Genomic DNA, 16,475 nt, shown 5'->3' with positions numbered 1-16,475 from the left:
AACATGTTTCAATTATTGCTTAATTAGCTTAAATTTCTTTAACTGTTGCCCGTTTTTATTGATCACACCAACATAAACACCTGTTGATAAAGCGCTGAGCAAAAAACGGTTCGAACTTGTGGCCTTTTCCTCAAATACCTTCTGTCCTAAGATGTTAAAGATAGATAAACTGTAATCTTCGAATGATCCGCTCAGAATGGTTAAATAATCGGCTACCGGATTGGGAAAGAAGGAAAATTCATTGCCTTTAAGAAACACTGCCGAAACCAGATCGCTCTGCACCTGGCCGTTGGCAGTTTCGAAAGTAACACGGTAAAACTGGATTCCAGCTTTTGGTTTTTCATCAAAAATTGCATAATCGAGTTGATTTGAAACTGGCTTGGTCTGCTGTAAAATACTAAAAGTATTTGGCCCGGTCTGTTTTTCCCAAATGATATTCTTTAAATCCAAAGTACTGCCTATCTTCAGATCAACCCTTATCCGGTTCTCATCGGCCACTAAAGCAAATAAACTCTTTACATAACAGGCAATTCCCTGCTGCGTATAATCGATTGTATAACTTTTTAAACCTGTAAAACCTGTCCCGTTAGCTGCTATCGCAAAATACTTACTATTAATCTTACTTGCATCAAGCTTAACTATAGTATCAGTAAGGGTTAGCACCGGAGAAAGAATATTATCTACAATATTGTACAGCGTATAATCTTTTGCACCGGGTTGTGGGTCCCAGTTGAGCACCGCCCCGTCTTTACATACATAGCCAACTTTCAAAGTCCTCGGACTAGAAATCGTAAATGATTGGCTCAATATTACATTTCCATCCACTTCCATTTTCATCATTGCTTTTGCAAACAAATCTGGAGCATTCCAGTTGTAAAAACCTTTACTTAAATCGATCCCCGAAGCAATTGATTTCCATGTAATCCCTTCATCATAGCTCACCGATAAATTTCCGGTTTTACTGGTGTAAGTATTTTCCCACCTTATGTAGTTATCTTCATTGGCAAAAAAGTATTCGTTTTTTCCAGGATTGATGAAAGAAAAAGTGTTTTTGAATGTATAACGATAAGCCATTGCAAAACGCTGGTTATTGCCCTGTGTGATCCTGTTACCATTAACATGAACCTTATAAGCACCCGCCGGGGGATTATCGAGGCTAACCTGCTGAATGGTATTGATAACGTCGGCTTTGCGCACCGCTGGCTTTGAGAGGGAATCTAAATGCGGAAAGCTGCTTAACACCCAGGGCAGTGTTAAATTTCCGGCAGGATTTTCGAGACTTAAATCCAATCCATTAACCAAACTTTGTGCTGCATTTACAACAGCAGGAGGATCGTTCCAGGTAATGGTGAGTTTCACTTCAGCTACATTAGCCGGAATTGCCAAAGGAATAAGCAAATCCTGATTTTTGGCCACTTCATACAAAGACGCCCTGTTTTCATCTAAAGTTTTTAACGATTGGGCTGCATTCAATTTTCCATAGCCATATAAAAAATCAACATGTGGTGTTCCCAAATCATCAGCTGAATTAATTACTGTTGCCCTAATTAATGAAGCTGAAGCTCCTTTTTTATATTTCTGCTGATAAAATTGTTCTAACAAAGCGATTGATCCACTGGTAATTGCAGCAGAGCCCGATGTTCCGTCTTCACCCAAGGCAACAAGTTCCGGTTTTACGCGTCCATCATAGGCAGGACCTTTGCTGCTCTGATTTTCAGAAATATTTTCTCTGTTAATCCCTCCGATCACCAATAAGTTCTTGGCCTGCTTAAAATTGCCTGTTAAATTGGCTCTGGCGGTTATCCCTTGATAAAAACCAACTGACGGCGTTGTTGTTCCTTTATTTCCGGCAGAAAAAACATGGATCAAAGTATCAGTTTCGTAAATCTGCTTATCGTATGCAGCTGCTTCCATTCCGTAGTCATTGTCTATATCGGTACCATACGAATGGTTTTGAACTTTAATCTGAAGCCTGTTTAAATCAGTAACCAAATCTGGCATGAGGTTAGAAAAATCAGAATATGCCAATTTGGATTTAGGTGCGGCACCTAAACCACGGATAAAGGAATTGCCGTTCCCTAATGCCAAAGTGGCCATAGTGGTAGCATGGGAGGTTGGTGTTTTGCCGATAATTGCGCCAGGTAGCGTTTTACCTAACAGATCGAGATCGCTTGCATCGTACATCCCTTCTTTAAAGGAAACATTTACCCCCGCCCCATCAATACCCGGAAAAAGACGATGGGCATTAGAAATTTGGTTTAAACCGAGATCGATGCCATTAATCACCACTTCCTCTTTAGCAACCGGCAAAACATCAGCGTATAAAATATCATCCAGCTCCAATATCAACATTAAATCAGCTGGTAAAATATTAACCATAATCAGGTTGTTGATATGATCTATTGATTTTATGCTTAAGTTTTTAACTGAACCAGGTAAAGTATTTATATTTTTAAAGGATAACCTAACCAGAATAGAATCGTTCTTTTTTGTGGACTTGGCAAGCACTTTGGTTAACCGATCGCTGGCCTTCCATAATCCATTAGCTTTTTCTTGATAAATAACATGATTAGAGAGGTTGGAGACAGGCGATTTTTCGACAATAAAATAATCGCCGGCAAGCTTCTTTTTAGGGTTTAATAATTGAATTTCGGTAGCCGTCAACGTATGATTGAACCGAACCAAAATGAGCCCTTCGGCACTTAATTTTTGTGAATCACCAGTTTTGGAAATATATTTTTCAAAATATTTTTCTATTCCAGCAGGTTGTACTTGTGCGTTTAAACTAAGCACAGACAGACAAAAACATATAACTAAAAATACAGTACTGACTTTCAAAAATTATTTTATTATAAAATTTTGTTTACATCGTTTATCTTCTCTAAATTAGGATTAATAAGGTAATCCACAAATTTTATTAACTAACTTATTCAACCTAAACTAATTTAATTCTAACTAAGATGAAAAGAACAAAATTTTTATCGATTGCAGCAGCATTTCTTCTACTCACGAACCTATACTCTTGTAAGAGTAATAATACAGAAAATGCGGTAGAAAACAAAACTGAAATTTCAGCAGACAAATTATCACAGATCAAATCTCTAGGCTTTAGCACCGACAATATCCGCAAAACAGATGAAGGTTATTTGGTAGAGGGCGATATTCTTTTAACTGATGACAATTTAGCTGAACCTTCTACTGGTGCAAATTTAAACATTGCCGAAACTGAACAGTACCGAACCACGAACCTGGTTAAATCATTACCACGTGTAATTACGGTTTCAGTAACCAATCTACCTCAGGTATATAGCGATGCTGTAAACACCATGATTTCGAGGTACAACTCATTGGGTTTACGTATTACTTTCCAAAGGGCTAGCGCAGGTACAACCGGAAACATTAACGTTGTTGGCTTTAACGAAGGTCCAAGTGGCGGCTTTATTACCTTAGGCTCTGCGGGTTTCCCAACAGCATCAGGAAAACCGTATAATCAGATTAAAATGAACACCAATGCGGCTGCCTATGGCACAAACCCAGATTTGTTGTATCTAGCTTCTGTGATCCAGCACGAAGTTGGCCATTGCATAGGTTTCCGTCATACGGATTACATGAACCGTGCCTTTAGTTGTGGCGCAAGTGGTGCAGGCAACGAAGGTGCATCGAATGTGGGCGCAGTTAGAATCCCCGGAACGCCTTCCACTCCTGATGCGGGCTCATTTATGTTGGCCTGTTCTAATGGTGGTAACCGTACTTTCAACGCAAATGATGTGATTGCAGTAAATTACCTTTACAAATAAAAAAACACTAACGGATTACCTTAACAGATCAGAGCCCCGAAATTTTCGGGGCTTTTTTGTTTGCCTCTTATTAAACAAGTTATTTTTAACCACAGATGCACACTGATCAACACGGATTGAATTTGTGTCCATCCTTTTTAGCTGTGGTTAAATCGCAAAAAAGTGGTTTGTGCGGACACAAGCCGTCACAATTATGTTTAAAATTTTAGTCGGCTACCTCTTTAATAAACTTTCCACTGGCGTCGTACCAAACATTTACATCCGGTGTACCTTCGATATCGATTTTGTAGGTTATCTTCCCAGCAGTATTAATCCAATCTACGTCATCGATTCTACCTTTAGGGTATTTTGCTTTAATATTCTTAGCAATTACTGCCGGCAATTGGGCATTAGGAATATCTTTTTCGAAAGAAACTGTTTTGCCCGAAACCGCATAAGTAGCTTTATGAGCTACCTTTCCTAAATTAAAATCGACCTCATAATTTGCACCTTTCTTTTCCCAATCTACATCTGTTGCTTTTGGATAAGCTTTATTAAATGCTGATTTAATAACTGATGGAACATTTTTTTGATCTATATCTTGAGCGCTGCTACTGGCCATTCCTCCAACTAAAAGTAATGATGCCAAAATTGTGCTTTTGTAATTCATATTAAAACAACAGCCATATCCTTTAAATTGTTTCTAATCACCAGAATGGTTTGTGAGGACACAAACCATGGAAGGAAAATTTGTTTCGCAAAAACAACAGATGACTCGTAGAAAAATGGTTTAACCACAGATGAACACTGATAAACACGGATTGAATCTGTGTGCATCCTTTTTTATCTGTGGTTAAATAACAACAAAATGGTTTGTGTGGACACTAATCATGGAGGAAAATTGTTTCGCAAAAACAACAGGTGGCTTACAGGAAAATGGGTTAGCCACAGATGGACACTGATAAACACGGATTGAATATGTGTGCATTCTTTTTATCAGTGGTTAAACAAATAACAAAATGGCTAGCGAGGGCACGAATCATGGTCCAAAGGGGAAATTTTGCAATAGAACGGTTTAAATTTGGAATACAACCCTAAAATATTAAACCTGATAGCGCCAAATAGCTCCCGATTTAAACCAATATTGTATTTAAGAAAAATTCAAATCGGGACTATAGGCAATAGCAGGACTGAAATAACCGAAGAATTACCGGAGCCTGCTTTCCAAAAAGCTATCTAACTCAAGAAACAAACACTAATTAGATAGATTGCCGCGGCTAATGAAGGATTAGCCTCGCAATGACGACTCATGTTGATAGGCAATAGCAGGACTGAAATAACCGAAGAACTACCGAAGCCTGGCTTTCCAAAAGCTATCTAACATCAAAAACAACACTTACTGAGTAGATTGCCACGGCTAATGAAAAATTAGCCACGCAACGAGGGCTTATCGTTGTAAAAATGGTTTGTGAGGACACAAGCCATGACAAATAGAACTTTGTTTCCCAAAAACAACAGATGGCTTGGAGTAAAATATTTAACCACAGATAGACACCGATAAACACGGATTGCTCTGTGCATCCTTTTTATCTGTGGTTAAATGAAATTTATTTTCCGTTCTGTTCGATATCCCTGTCCATTTCTACTAAATCAACATCGCTCGGTTCAGAAAAATCGCCGATTAAATATTTGTTAAAATGATCGGCCAGTTTCCAGAAAGCATACTCGGTCATATCTCCAAAACCATGGCGCTGACCTGGAATAATTAAGAAATCGAAACGTTTGCCGGCTTTCATTAGTGCATTGGCCACGCGGATAGAATTTGCCGGATGCACATTATTATCTACATCGCCATGCATCAATAACAAATGCCCTTTTAAGTTTTTGGCAAGATCAGGGTTTTTATCAATGCTGTATTTAAATGAGGTATCGCCTTTTAAGGAAATGGTTTCTTTTACACCATGGTGTTTTTCGCTCCACCAACGGTTGTAAATGCTATTATCGTGGTTTCCTGCGTTCGATACCGCAGCTTTAAAGAAATCGGGATAAACCAACATAGCAGCGGTTGACATAAAGCCACCTCCAGAGTGACCTGTAATACCCACTTTCGATTCGTCGATATAAGGGTATTTGGCTGCCAATTGCTCAATAGCCGTTTTCTTATCTGCCAAACCGTAATCGCGCAGGTTACCATAACCGTAAGTATGGTACCATTTAGACCGCGAAGGGTTGCCACCGCGGTTACCTACCGTAATTACAATATAACCAAATTGAGCTAAACGCTCGGTACGGTCCATACTTTTGCTAAAAGCTTTGTTTACCGCTTCAGTTTGTGGGCCTGGGTAAACATATTCGATAATCGGATACTTTTTATTCGGATCGAAATCGAAAGGTTTATACATTACGCCGTACAGATCGGTAATCCCGTCATCAGCCTTTACTTTGAAAGGTTCAGGGAATTTGTAACCTGCTGTTATTAATAATGAAAGATCTGTAGTTTCAAGATCCATCACTTTTTTCCCGGTTCCGTCATAAAGTGTCGCTTTTGGTGCAGTGTTTACCCTCGAATAATTATCAACAAAAAAAGTATTGTTATCATTCATATTCGCCACATGGTCAAAATCACCTGCATTTAACAATTTCATGTTCGAGCCATCAAAATTGATGCTGTATAAATGTAAATAGTAAGGGTCTTCTTTACCTTCCCGGCCATTTGCCGTAAAATAAAGAATACGTTTTTTCTCGTCGATATTTACGATACTCTCACAGTGGAAAGCACCTTTGGTAATCTGGTTTTTCAGCTTCCCATTTCCATCAAAGAGATAAAAATGTGCCCAACCATCGCGCTCACTCCAATGAATCAGTTCGTTGCCATCATTTACCAAACCTGGGCGGTTAACTTCAACATAGGTATTAAAACGTTCGTCGATTAAAGGCGTAACTTTTCCGGTAGCAATATCAACCGTACCAATGTCGATACGTTTTAAATCGCGACTGGTGCGTGAAAAATAGAATCGGCTATCATTACCCAACCAGATAGACGGACGGAATTCGTTATCACGGTCTTTATTTAATGATGGTTTGCTCCAAACTGAAACACTTTGATCTTTAAATGCGGCAACACTCAGTTTTTTATAAGATTTTGCAGCAAAATCGAACAACAGCACTTCATCCTGAGGGGCTTCAGCCTCTCCCGGCATCTGATATTTATAGGTTTCTAACGTTGGGCGGCCAGGTGTAACACTATTAATAACCCAAAGATCTTTAACCTTACGCGAATCGGTTCTATCCAATACGAAATATTTCGAGTTCGGCGACCAAAGCACATAAGCACCACGGCGTTTTTTATTGTTTTTCTCGTTCTCTACGTTGTTCTCGCCATCGCCATCACTTCCATATGAATAAAACTTAACACCATCTTTAGTTAGCTGATGTTCTACGATCGTACTGTCATCTTCATTTTTAACTGCTTTTTTGTAGTTGTCTTTATCCATCCAATACAGGTTGTAGTTGCGGGAGAAGATAATGGCCGATGAATCGGGCGCTACCGATCCCCATGATGGTTTTGGCTTTGGCTTACTGAAGTTTGGCACCTCAGTTAATTTCGCGCTGGCCAGTTCGTATTTGAAAGAAAATATTTTCTTCTGCATAGAATCTGCAGCTTTTTTGTCTTTTCTATCTTTTTTCAGCTCATCAATGCTGCTTTTAATTTCGAAAGAAATACTTTTTTCATCAGCAGCAAATTTCAGATTTTCCAACGGCAAATGTTCGGCATCGAATGGATCGCGAACAATCAGGGTAATATCTGCAGCTAGCTTGGCATTATCAAACATCAGCTTTTTGCTTTTTGATGCAGGATCTACGAGGTACCAGAATTTTCCTTTCGGGCTTTCGAAAGTGTACCAAAAGCGGTTGCTCAACTTTAGCCAATGTGGGTCTACAGCTGTAGAATAAACCATTTTTTTCAACTTATTTGGCGAAAAACGCGATGCAAGCTGATAATTTGCTTTAGGCTGTACTTGAATATTTTCGGTTAGGGTAAATGTTTTGTTTTGTGCAACTACAGCTAAGGATAAAAACTGCGTACACAGCAGGAGTTTATAAAGTTTATTCATCAAAATTTGTTTGAGCCGCTAAATTATTTAATTAAAGCATATTAAGCAGGCTTTAATGTGTAATAAAAGCGATAGTTAGCTCAATTTTATGCACCCGAAATTAATTATTAACACAATTTATTTTGATGGTTAAATAATTGACGGATTTTATAGTTTTGTAGTTATATATCCTCATAATGAAATACAGCTTTTTAACCCTAATAACAGCCGGAGTAATCTTATTTGCCAGCTGCCAATCTAAATCTCAAACAGAAAATGCCACGGCTAAAGATTCTGCCGGGCAAACTTCTAAAAATGCTACAAGTACAGGAACACCGGTTGACGTTTCTAAAATAAAAGTTGCTGATGCCAAAACCATTTTAGCCAGAAAACAGGTACCTATTTTATGTTATCACCAGGTAAGAAACTGGAAACCAACTGACGGCAAAGTAGGTAAAGATTATATTGTAGAAATCCAGAATTTTAAAGACCAGATGAAAATGCTGGCCGATAGTGGTTATCATACCATTTTACCAGATCAGCTTTATGCCTACCTGAACACTGGTGCTGCGCTACCGAGCAAACCCATTATGTTAACTTTTGATGATACTGACCTGGATCAGTTTACCATTGTGCGCCCTACTTTAGATAAACTGGGGTATAAAGCCGTTTATTTCATCATGACCGTTTCGATCGGCAAAAAAGGCAAATTTGTAGATTACATGAGCAAAGAGCAGATTAAACAACTTGCTGATGAGGGAAATGTGATCGGTAGCCACACTTATGATCATAAAAACTTTAAAAAATATGCAGGTAAGGATTGGGAAGAACAATTAGATAAACCAACAAAAAAACTGGAAGAAATTACAGGTAAAAAGATGACAGAATTTGCCTATCCTTTTGGTTTATGGAATGCAGAAGGTATTCCTGAGCTTAAAAAACGGGGTTTTAGAATGGCTTATCAATTATCAACCAAACGCGATGAAAAAGACCCGTTGTTTACCATCCGGAGGATTATTGCCAGCGGTTACTGGTCGCCAAAAACATTGAGCAATAGTATTAAAAATAGCTTTTAAGCAAAATATCTCCAGCAAAAGCTGGGGATTTTCTTTTTAACGAGTTACCTCCACAACATGAAAAAAATTGCAATAGTTGTTTTATTGTTCTTTCAGATCGTTAAGCTCAATGCACAATCACCACACCTGAGCGGAAAAGTAGAAGTTGTAATGGCCACAGGGCAGATTACCTGCGATTTTATACTCAGCAATATCCCCAACCTGGGAAAAGACTATCAGATTCTGTTAAACAAGGGCTTTAACATTAAGGCGATAAAAGATTCGGCAAACCAAACCTTAAACTATGCCGGATTTTATGGTGGCGCCATGCGCGGCGAAGGTTTAACCTATACTCCATTGTTTAAAGACAGTACAATGGTTAACCCGGTTAAATTGCACATTACTTATACAGGAGCATTCCCAATTTACACTGATACACTAAACTTTATAGATTTTAAGGGATTAATTGCTTTTAATGGCAAAACGATGAGGGCTACAGATCAATCTAAATGGTATCCGATTATTTATGATATCAAAAACGACAAGCTGATTGAACAAATGACCTTCGATATCCAGGTAACAAGTAAGGATGCTAAGATGATTTTTGTAAACGGCGATCTGCCTAAACCGGGGCCAATTGCCAGATTTAAATCGAATATTCCCATTGCGCCGATGCTTTTTGCCGGAGATTATAATGTACAAAAAACCAATGGCGCGCTATTTTTAAACACGCAAATGAATGATAAGCAATTGAATGTTTTTGAACAGAATATTGCTGAAATGAAAGCCTATTATTATAAGGTTTTAAAAATCCCATACAATACAAAAAATGTATTTATTGAACATGCACCTGTAGAAAAATTTAACAAAGGCAGAAGCTGGGGTTTTGTGGCTTTTCCAACCATTGCTTTTGCGGGTATTAAACTGGGTGATATGATTGATGAGGAGCAACATAAACTTAAAAACCAGAACGATTATCCATTTATCGCACATGAAATTGGGCATTATTATTTCGGCAACGTCTTACAACCCAACTCTACTTTGTTCTGGTTCTTCTTAGAATCTACCGCAGAATATTTATCGGTCAAAGCAAGTGAAGAAAAATTTGGCAAAGCATTCGGCACCAAATATTTTGAAGATAAAGGGAAACAGCTAAAAAATTTTAAGGCGAAACCTTTAAATGCGATTAAAGAAGCGAATGAAATATCAGGTACTTACCGTTATTCATACGGCCCATTTTTATTGCGCGGACTGGAACAATCAATCGGAGAGCAGCGCACTTTCAAGTTCCTTAACACCTGTTTAATCGCTAAAGGTGAATTAACAGATTACGCTTTCTTTAAAAGAATTGCTTTAAAATCAGGTATTACTCAAAAAGAGTGGGATATTTATGAAAAAGAGTTTATCCTTTCTGAAAACGCTGTATCTTTGATCAAATAAATTAAAACCTTGGATAAACATCTAAAACCTGCTACTCACATCCTTTTATCAATTTTATTTTTAGGATCATTTTCACTGGCTTGTTCGAGCAATAAGCAAAAAGAAAAAATTGTTGCAACAAGCACGATCAAAGAGGTTAAAATAGATTCGGCCAATACCAAACCTGCCGATAACAAAACCATTCTGGCCCGTAGAGAGGTACCTGTTTTGTGTTATCATCAAATCAGAAATAATATTGCCAGTGACAGTAAAAGAGCACACGACGACATTATTGCCCCTGATAAATTTAAAGACCACATGAAAATGCTGGCCGATAGCGGTTATCATTCTATTTTACCCGATCAGCTCTACAATTATCTGGTTTATGGTGCTAAGCTGCCGGAAAAGCCGATTATGATCACTTTTGATGATACCGACGAAGATCAATTTACCATTGGGAATACAACATTAAAAAAACATGGTTTTAAAGGGGTTTATTTTATTATGACAGTATCGATCGGCAGAAAAGGGCGGATCAATTACATGACTAAAGAGCAGATTAAACAATTATCTGACGAGGGAAATACGATTGCCAGCCATACCTATGATCATAAAAACTTTGCGCAGTTTACCGATGCCGACTGGACAACCCAAATCGATGAGCCAACTAAAAAACTGGAAGAAATTACAGGGAAAAAAGTAGCGTATTTCGCCTATCCCTACGGTGTTTTTAAAGCTTCAACTTTACACAAGCTGAAAGAGCATGGCTTTAAAGCTGCATTTATACTTTCGACGGCAAGAGACGAGAACTACCCGCTTTATACGCTCAGAAGAATAATTGATCCGGGAAGATACACGGCAAAAAATTTATATTACAGCATTAACAAGAGCTTTAATAAAACAAAATCATAACAAAGAGGTTTAAAACTTAGCGCGTTTGAATGAAGGTTAAGCACATCAACGTTCAAACTTTATAACATTAAACTTTATACCCTCCCTATGAAATATTATTTGCTTTGTTTTCTTTTCGGACTACTGATCATAGCTGCCTGTAACAACCCTAAAAATGGAGCCAATACCGCTGAAACTACAAATGATAGTACAGCGAATACAAAGGCCGAACTTACAGAAAGTTTTTACAAGCGATTGGAAGGTACCATTGCAGGCAAAAAAGTAGTGATGCATTTGCAAAAGGTTGATGATGATGTAAGTGGCACCTATTATTATGAGGGCTCGTGGCTTAACCTATCAACCGATACTTTAATCGGGAAAGATAGCCTTGTGCTCACTGAATACAGTTTTTATGAATCGTACTTTACACAGGATTTTAAATCGCCACATTTAGCTTTAAAATGGAATGGAGATGGTTTTAATGGCAATTGGGAAAGTGGCGATAAGACCAAAAAATACCCGATTGCTTTAACAGAAAAATATCCTGAGGGCAGTTATCAATTCAATGCAGGCATTTATAAAGATTCGGTTAAGGCATTTGCCAATCAGCCAAAATCGCCTGTAGCTGAAATCAGTTTTGAATACCTGGAAAGTAAAAACAACGATGAATACGGCAACTGGCTAAACTCGGAACTTAAAAAAATTTCGGGGCTAAAGCCAAATATAGACCGCTCCATTGGCTTTAAAAACATAGCCACCGCTTATTTTAAAGATTATAAGATGCAGGTTGCAGAGCAATCGAAAAATAGCCGTGGCGACGATTTTCAGGCATGGATGAACTACACCAATAATAGCCAGCAATCTATCAATTACAATGATAATGGTTATGTAGTGGTCGATTTCCTTGCTGATGCTTATACTGGTGGTGCACATGGAAATTACAGCAGCGTAATGTTTTGTTTAGATGTGAAAAACAAAAAACAAATGGTGCTTAGCGATATCATCAAAATAGATTCGAATACCTTACAAAGTATTTTAGAACGCAATCTTCGTAAAGAATATAACATTAAAGCCAAAGATGCACTGAACACTGTTCTTTTTGATGACTTTATTAAACCGAACAAAAATTTTTATTTCAATGCGAATGGAATTGCTTTTATGTACAATCCATATGAAGTAGCGAGTTATGCACAAGGGCAGATTGTAGTATTTATTCCTTACTCGGATTTAAAGGCCTATTTGGCGCCTGCGTTTGCCCAAAGAATGAGTATTAAGTAGCTTACAGTTGATTATTGGTTAATCGATTAACTTTTAGAACTGGTTAACTGAAAACTGCCAACTGAAAACTTATCATCTGCGCTTATCATCTTAAATCAGCGGGAATGAATAGGATAAATTGTTCCCGCAGATTACACAGATTACACAGATTTTTAACGCTTAACTTCGGGCATCAACCTGGTAACTGCAAATATAAACTTATCTACTGCTACGATAAAGTTACCTACCTCTCCGATAAAGTTGTTAACTGCATTGATAGAACTCGAGATGGGAGGTATAATTCTGTTGACTGCAAACATAAAGCTACGAACTGCAGGCATAAAGCTGTTAACTGCAAGTATAATGTCGTTAACTACAAGTTTAGAACTGTTAATTGCAAATATAAACCTACGAACTGCAAGTATAATGTTGTTAACTGCCGATTCAAAACTATCTACTGCAAATTGAAAACTGCCAACTGAAAACTTTACAGTATCTCTTTTACGATATATTCTTTACCATTAAAATTAAAGCTTTCATTTATTGCTTTTCCGATCAAAAACCTCCCTATCGGCGAAGCTTGCGATACCGCAAAGAATTTTTGTCCATCGGTATTTAGTTCTCCTGCACTGATGCTGATGTAAAAATTGCCTTCTGAGGTTAAAACCAAACTTCCGTTTTTAACCAGGCGATCTGATTCTACATTTTCGATCTGTTGTAATGCAATTTTCTGTTGCCCGGCTTCATACAGTAATTTGCTGTTGCGGTCCATCTCCTGCTGCATCATTTCGCGCGTGGTTTCGTATTTATCGCCTGCACTACTTTTTGTATCATCATTAGAAGCTTGCCTGGCCTGTTGCAGAGAATATTCAATATTTTCTATCCTATTTTGAATAAAAGTTAGGCAAAGCTGATAAAGTTTAGATTTTAATGCAGACATATAATAATGGAAAATGTAAAAACGGATGATATTAAAAGGAAAACAGACTATTTCCTTAAGGCAAAGGCCTGTTTTAAAATAGATTCGATTTTCTTTTTGGGGGTATCTTCGAGGTGGTTGATCAATAAAATTTTCATTCTGGCTCTTTTCTCCTGCAATAAATCTTCGTGTTCAATTTTATTTCCGTCAACCAAACCGATGTAAGGCTGATGGAGTTTTTTGTGTATCCAAAGATAGCAGAACATTTTTCCTTTATGGTAATAAAAAGGCATTCCGTATTTCCAATGCTCTGTAATATCAGCATAGCCCATTAAAAGCGACCTTAAATATTGCAGGCAGCTTTTAACCGGCTCATCTTTTTGTTCGAAATAATTATCAAGAGGATTTAACATACATTAAATAATGTGAATTTTTAGAAAGATCGTCATTTCGATCCCGAAAATTCGGGAAGAAATCTTTTAAAGTTAACCTATTGGAACTTTTGTTTAAAGATCTCTCCATTCCGCTAAGCTCCAGTCGAGATGACGAGGACACTTGACTAACCAATAGCCCGAAGTCTTTTGTCCTTAGTCTGAAGTCAATTAACCGATTACAGTATCTACTAATGAACCAATGAACTACCCCTCTATCCACCTCACCTTTTCTTCCATCGAAGTTCGGTTTGGCGCCCAGGGTTTTTCGTTGTGATAGCCCATGTAAAATAAGCCGATGCACTTTTCATTTTCACCCAGACTTAAGAAATCACCTAAATCATCAATTAAAGGTGGAGAGCTCCAATAGGCACCTACCTGCAGGCTTTCGGCAGTTAAAGCCATATTTTGAACAGCACACGAAACGGCCGCCAGCTCTTCCCACTCCGGTATTTTACCACTCACCTGCATATTGATGGCAATGATGCAATCGGCCTGACTCGTTTTTTCGGCAAAGCTGTCGTACTTTTTCTGTAAAAACTGTTGCGGACTAACCAATTCCTTATATAATTTACCCAGTTCTTCACCAAGTTTTTTTAATCCTGCTTTTCTGATCACAACAAAACGCCAGGGTTGGGTTAATTTGTGTGTTGGTGCATAGTTGGCTGTTTCTAAAATCTGGTTGATTACTTCAACCGGAATTTCTTTTTTTATATAGCTTGCAGGGAAAATACTGCGCCGTTCTTTTATAACTTTTGAAATGATATCGTATGTTGTACTCATTTGGTAAATATAAGGTAAAAGGTGGAAGGCAGAAGGTTTAAGGCTAGATTTGACGTTTAATTAACTGAAAACCGCAAACTATTAATTGCAAATTATAAACCGTTAACTCCGAACTGCCAACTGTTTCCTGATCTGTTTAACCTTTGCAAAAAAGCCTATGCTTTCTTTATCAACCAGAAAATCCATGGTTTGCAAAAGTTCTTCTCTTATCCAATTGTGTTTGGTGTTCAAATTGGCCAAAATGTTTAAACAATGTGATTTTACAGCTACAGGAATCTTCTCATCAATTAACCAGGCAAAAACAACCTCCACCAAATGATCGGTTTCATAACCGGCAAGAATCTTCTTAATTTCTGCAGAGGCATTTTCCCTGGTCATAAAAGCCAGGATTTTAACATAATGCCTCAATGCCGATAAATTGTTTTGTTGTGGAAATTTCTCCAAAAAATAAAGTATGTACGGTAAAAATCTCTGCTGATGGGCAGCATATACATTTTCTAAAATCCATGCGGCCCTAAAACCTATCTGTTCATCGTGATAGAAACTTAAATCGATCAGCTCTTTTACTGAAAAGGTGTCTTCTGAAGCAATTGCGGCTAATTTTTCTACTTTGCTTTTCTGAAGTGTTGTTTTTATTGTTTCGAGCAGGGAGTGGCTTTGCATGCGACTAAAATAAACTTTTTGCTGGAGATAAACAGATAACAGTCCTATGAGAATTCTATTTTTTTACGACAAATTACCTCGAGATAGGTCGTCATTCCCAACCCGATAACTATCGGGTAGATTGGGAATCTAAATGCTATATGCAGCTTGCATTAAGATTAGCTTCGCTGAGCACTTCGTGGTTCCCGCATGCGCGAGAATGACGCCCCCTACTTTGAAACAGTTTATTAAATAATCAATACCCTTTAATGTTCCGGGACGAAAGATTTATTTCCAAAAATATCTGTTTTGAAAATCCCCATCTTCTTACCGTTAACATCTTCTACAACAGTATTACCAAATACATCTTTTTTATACTTAGCCAATACATTTCCATGGTCATCTCCAACTACGGTATCGCCAAAAACATTATTTTTCTGTTTGCCTATTACTTTACCATTGCCATCTTCTATGCTGATGTTGCCCGAAATATCTGTTTTATAAACATTTAAGACCTGGCCGCGATCATTTTCAATAACGATATTACCGTGGATATCTGTTTTTTGTTTGATGGCCACTTCTGTTTTCCCATCACCGGGAACCAAACCTCCTAATAACTTTGGCACCAGATTTTGATCACGTTCACTTTCTAACACCGTATTGCCAAAAAAGTCTTTCTTTTGCGTACCTACAGCTTTCCCGGCTTCATTTTCTAAAATCGTATTGCCGAAAAAATCCTGCTTTTGCCTGGCTATGGTTTTACCATCTTTATCTACAATGATGGTTTTACCAAAAAAGTCTTTCTTCTGTTTGCCGATGGTGTTATCTTTCGAATCGACCAGAATGGTATCGCCAAAAAAATCTACTTTATATTTATACTGGGATTCTTGGCCAAAAGCCACGACGGAAATAGCAGACATGATAATGCCTAGTGTTAATTTTTTCATATTGATTTCATTTTGTGTGTATCACTAAAATACTAAAATTACTTTGAGAAAAAGCCTGAACAATCATGTATTAATCTTGTTAATTTGAAGCTTAGGATTTTAAACCATGGGACAAAAGCTTCCCCCCTTTGTTAACTAAACCCGGTAGTAGCGAACACGGAGTGCAACGTAGTAAAGTGGATAACGGGACTGCTGCTCCCTACAACGGCCAGAACCCTTCATTTCCCAACAGTCAACTTTACAACAACATTACAACCTTAA

General features: G+C 37.8%; 13 protein-coding genes. 5 read left to right on the top strand and 8 right to left on the bottom strand.

Features of this window, described 5'->3' with window-relative positions; all coding sequences use genetic code 11:
* Positions 1–12: 12 nt before the first annotated feature.
* Positions 13–2,793 (bottom strand): S8 family peptidase, encoded by a 2,781-nt coding sequence (locus ACTJKN_RS27035; RefSeq protein WP_440828726.1) that lies wholly within the window; start codon positions 2,791–2,793, stop codon positions 13–15.
* A 167-nt stretch (positions 2,794–2,960) separates the two neighbouring features.
* On the opposite strand from ACTJKN_RS27035, the gene ACTJKN_RS27030 reads away from it, so the two are divergent.
* Entirely contained in the window at positions 2,961–3,797 is an 837-nt protein-coding gene (locus tag ACTJKN_RS27030; protein WP_440828725.1) for a M57 family metalloprotease, read from the top strand.
* Positions 3,798–4,002: 205 nt separating this feature from the next.
* Here ACTJKN_RS27030 and ACTJKN_RS27025 read toward each other — a convergent pair whose 3' ends face one another.
* Positions 4,003–4,446: a PepSY-like domain-containing protein gene (locus tag ACTJKN_RS27025; protein ID WP_440828724.1), complete on the bottom strand. Its 444-nt coding sequence runs from the start codon at positions 4,444–4,446 to the stop codon at positions 4,003–4,005.
* 937 nt (positions 4,447–5,383) lie between these two features.
* Positions 5,384–7,891, bottom strand: a complete 2,508-nt coding sequence (locus ACTJKN_RS27020) for a DPP IV N-terminal domain-containing protein (protein WP_440828723.1) — start codon at positions 7,889–7,891, stop codon at positions 5,384–5,386.
* A 176-nt stretch (positions 7,892–8,067) separates the two neighbouring features.
* On the opposite strand from ACTJKN_RS27020, the gene ACTJKN_RS27015 reads away from it, so the two are divergent.
* From ACTJKN_RS27015 to ACTJKN_RS27000, 4 genes are all read left to right on the top strand, one after another.
* Positions 8,068–8,946 carry a polysaccharide deacetylase family protein gene (locus tag ACTJKN_RS27015; protein ID WP_440828722.1) on the top strand — a complete coding sequence of 293 codons (879 nt, stop codon included), beginning with the start codon at positions 8,068–8,070 and terminating at the stop codon, positions 8,944–8,946.
* Positions 8,947–9,003: 57 nt separating this feature from the next.
* Positions 9,004–10,365 (top strand): hypothetical protein, encoded by a 1,362-nt coding sequence (locus ACTJKN_RS27010; protein WP_440828721.1) that lies wholly within the window; start codon positions 9,004–9,006, stop codon positions 10,363–10,365.
* Positions 10,366–10,374: 9 nt separating this feature from the next.
* A complete protein-coding gene (locus ACTJKN_RS27005; RefSeq protein ID WP_440828720.1) occupies positions 10,375–11,256 on the top strand; it encodes a polysaccharide deacetylase family protein in 882 nt (293 codons plus the stop codon).
* An 87-nt stretch (positions 11,257–11,343) separates the two neighbouring features.
* Positions 11,344–12,513: a DUF3298 domain-containing protein gene (locus tag ACTJKN_RS27000; protein WP_440828719.1), complete on the top strand. Its 1,170-nt coding sequence runs from the start codon at positions 11,344–11,346 to the stop codon at positions 12,511–12,513.
* A 466-nt stretch (positions 12,514–12,979) separates the two neighbouring features.
* Here the strand turns inward: ACTJKN_RS27000 and ACTJKN_RS26995 are convergent, their stop codons facing one another.
* The 5 genes from ACTJKN_RS26995 to ACTJKN_RS26975 all read right to left on the bottom strand — a co-directional run bounded on the left by ACTJKN_RS26995 (position 12,980) and on the right by ACTJKN_RS26975 (position 16,214).
* Positions 12,980–13,432, bottom strand: coding sequence for a 3-oxoacyl-ACP synthase (locus ACTJKN_RS26995; RefSeq protein ID WP_230145178.1), 453 nt, complete (start codon positions 13,430–13,432; stop codon positions 12,980–12,982).
* Between the two features lie 47 nt (positions 13,433–13,479).
* The gene (locus ACTJKN_RS26990; protein WP_440828718.1) at positions 13,480–13,824 is read right to left on the bottom strand and encodes a DUF1801 domain-containing protein; all 345 of its coding nucleotides are present in this window, start codon (positions 13,822–13,824) and stop codon (positions 13,480–13,482) included.
* 225 nt (positions 13,825–14,049) lie between these two features.
* On the bottom strand, positions 14,050–14,625 hold the full coding sequence (locus ACTJKN_RS26985) for a nitroreductase family protein (RefSeq protein ID WP_440828717.1): 576 nt from the start codon (positions 14,623–14,625) through the stop codon (positions 14,050–14,052).
* Positions 14,626–14,727: 102 nt separating this feature from the next.
* Complete coding sequence (locus ACTJKN_RS26980; protein ID WP_440828716.1) at positions 14,728–15,288, bottom strand: hypothetical protein; 561 nt, start codon at positions 15,286–15,288, stop codon at positions 14,728–14,730.
* Positions 15,289–15,533: 245 nt separating this feature from the next.
* Complete coding sequence (locus ACTJKN_RS26975) at positions 15,534–16,214, bottom strand: hypothetical protein (protein WP_440828715.1); 681 nt, start codon at positions 16,212–16,214, stop codon at positions 15,534–15,536.
* Positions 16,215–16,475: the final 261 nt, after the last annotated feature.

Source organism: Pedobacter sp. 22163 (assembly GCF_052045595.1).
Classification (GTDB): domain Bacteria; phylum Bacteroidota; class Bacteroidia; order Sphingobacteriales; family Sphingobacteriaceae; genus Pedobacter.
This window is presented reverse-complemented; position numbering and strand designations above follow the sequence as displayed.

Excerpts from the sequence above, each read along its gene's own strand:
- ACTJKN_RS27015 (WP_440828722.1), top strand. The coding sequence starts at position 8,068 with ATGAAATACAGCTTTTTAACCCTAATAACAGCCGGAGTAATCTTATTT.
- ACTJKN_RS27030 (WP_440828725.1), top strand. The coding sequence starts at position 2,961 with ATGAAAAGAACAAAATTTTTATCGATTGCAGCAGCATTTCTTCTACTC.
- ACTJKN_RS26990 (WP_440828718.1), bottom strand. The coding sequence starts at position 13,824 with ATGTTAAATCCTCTTGATAATTATTTCGAACAAAAAGATGAGCCGGTT.
- ACTJKN_RS27025 (WP_440828724.1), bottom strand. The coding sequence starts at position 4,446 with ATGAATTACAAAAGCACAATTTTGGCATCATTACTTTTAGTTGGAGGA.
- ACTJKN_RS26995 (WP_230145178.1), bottom strand. The coding sequence starts at position 13,432 with ATGTCTGCATTAAAATCTAAACTTTATCAGCTTTGCCTAACTTTTATT.
- ACTJKN_RS26985 (WP_440828717.1), bottom strand. The coding sequence starts at position 14,625 with ATGAGTACAACATACGATATCATTTCAAAAGTTATAAAAGAACGGCGC.
- ACTJKN_RS26975 (WP_440828715.1), bottom strand. The coding sequence starts at position 16,214 with ATGAAAAAATTAACACTAGGCATTATCATGTCTGCTATTTCCGTCGTG.
- ACTJKN_RS26980 (WP_440828716.1), bottom strand. The coding sequence starts at position 15,288 with ATGCAAAGCCACTCCCTGCTCGAAACAATAAAAACAACACTTCAGAAA.
- ACTJKN_RS27000 (WP_440828719.1), top strand. The coding sequence starts at position 11,344 with ATGAAATATTATTTGCTTTGTTTTCTTTTCGGACTACTGATCATAGCT.
- ACTJKN_RS27010 (WP_440828721.1), top strand. The coding sequence starts at position 9,004 with ATGAAAAAAATTGCAATAGTTGTTTTATTGTTCTTTCAGATCGTTAAG.
- ACTJKN_RS27020 (WP_440828723.1), bottom strand. The coding sequence starts at position 7,891 with ATGAATAAACTTTATAAACTCCTGCTGTGTACGCAGTTTTTATCCTTA.